This is a genomic window from Psychrobacter sp. Pi2-1 (assembly GCF_904846645.1).
In the GTDB taxonomy this organism is placed as follows: Bacteria; Pseudomonadota; Gammaproteobacteria; order Pseudomonadales; family Moraxellaceae; genus Psychrobacter.
This window is the reverse complement of record NZ_CAJHBO010000044.1, coordinates 1-1,578: the sequence shown is the minus strand read 5'-3', so window position 1 is coordinate 1,578 and position 1,578 is coordinate 1. Positions and strand designations below refer to the sequence as shown.

Here is a 1,578-nt window from a genome sequence, read left to right as displayed (position 1 = left end):
TCCAAAAAGTGGTCGATGCCAATCCGTAACTGGACGTCTGCTCTGAATCGTTTTATGATTATGTTTGATGACCGTATCAGTAAGCATTTAATCTAAATGGCAGTTACACAGAATTCGGGATGGTCTCCAAGGCCGTCCGCAATAACTAGCATTTTTCAGATGACAGATGATGAAAGGCTGCTCTTTAGGGAGTGGCTTTTTTTTGTTGGGTGGAGTTTAAATTAATTGTTAATATGATTACTAATCTAAAATTACCTGTCTGAAAGTTAATGAAACTCTTCTGTCTCTATAAACTATATTACCATTATGTTTATCACTTTTCCTTGGCGGTATTTCATGTGCCCATTCATACCTAGACTCGCCACTACAGACCAATATACTTCTTGGTTCAAGAAATAATTCAATAGTTTCCATATTGTCTTTAGTAAACTTCATAACACAAGTCGAATTAAGGCTAATCATCACAATAGTATCTTTGAAGCAAGGTACGCAGTCCGTATGCTTTGTAATACCTTGTCCAGATAAATATTCGTTGATGATAAGTTGGTCTGGTTTTGCATCAAATATTCCATCACTGACTAAACGTTCTAAAATAAAATCTAACTCATGAGGTATAGAAGTTACTCTTAAAGACTCATCTATTTTTCTAACTTTGTAATTATATCTGTAACCGTAATGTTGTACTCTGCGTTTTAACTCATTTGACCATTCATTTTCATCGATAAAACTAATCAATCTTTTTTGTTCTTCAGACGTTATGAATTCTCGTTTGTATTTTAAACCGCTAGCAAGACTTGGTTGGTGTGGTTCATATTCTGATGCAAACAAATCAAAGTTAAAGGACATCTACTTACCCTCCTTTCACTATTCGAGCAATACTATAGTTTAAGTATTTTGATCGTAATGAATCTTTGTCTAATATATCCAAGTTTCTTATGACACTGTAACTATACAATCCATTTTTCTCACTTTTAAGCTCTGTAACAATCAATTTATTCCTCTCTAAAATCGCTATCATTTTATTATAATTCTTTGCGCAATAGAAATTTTGATAAACCAAATAGTAATTACAATTATATTGCTTTACTGAGTCGACAATTTTTTCAACAAATGATTCCAAATAATCTTCAATACCATTCTGACTTAGAATGTATGCAAAATTAAAAATGATGTTTTTATAGCCAATATTAGCGATATCTGTTGTAATTATCACACACTTTTCATCAGAATCAGCATGATTTTCGTAACTCGTAAAATAGTTATTAAAGGTTTTTTTAGTTAACTTTATGGCGCTTTCTAATAGCTCGTCATTGATGTCTTTTCCTATATAGGTTAAGTTACTAGGTAAAGATGCTACAGTATCCCAAGGTAAAGATTTCATTTCCTCCACGTAACTATATATTGCAAGCAGTGAAGTAGCACAGCCACAACCAAAGTCTACGAATAGTACATTGAGCTATGCTGAAGAAACCGTACAACTAAACTTGGTAAACTAAGCGTATTAACTGGAGTTTACCATGACCAAGAAAGTAAGAACCTACAGTGACGAATTTAAAGCAGAAGCCGTTAAGAAAATAG

General features: G+C 33.0%; 2 protein-coding genes. Both read right to left on the bottom strand.

Annotation, left to right across the window (positions count from 1 at the left end; all coding sequences use genetic code 11):
* Positions 1 to 240: 240 nt before the first annotated feature.
* Positions 241 to 846, bottom strand: a complete 606-nt coding sequence (locus JMX91_RS13155; RefSeq protein WP_201549608.1) for an alpha-ketoglutarate-dependent dioxygenase AlkB — start codon at positions 844 to 846, stop codon at positions 241 to 243.
* A 4-nt stretch (positions 847 to 850) separates the two neighbouring features.
* Positions 851 to 1,381: a hypothetical protein gene (locus JMX91_RS13150; RefSeq protein ID WP_201549607.1), complete on the bottom strand. Its 531-nt coding sequence runs from the start codon at positions 1,379 to 1,381 to the stop codon at positions 851 to 853.
* Between the last annotated feature and the right edge of the window lie 197 nt (positions 1,382 to 1,578).

What these genes read in the sequence shown, in the direction of transcription:
- JMX91_RS13155 (WP_201549608.1), bottom strand. Translation starts at nt 846, where the DNA reads ATGTCCTTTAACTTTGATTTGTTTGCATCAGAATATGAACCACACCAA.
- JMX91_RS13150 (WP_201549607.1), bottom strand. Translation starts at nt 1,381, where the DNA reads ATGAAATCTTTACCTTGGGATACTGTAGCATCTTTACCTAGTAACTTA.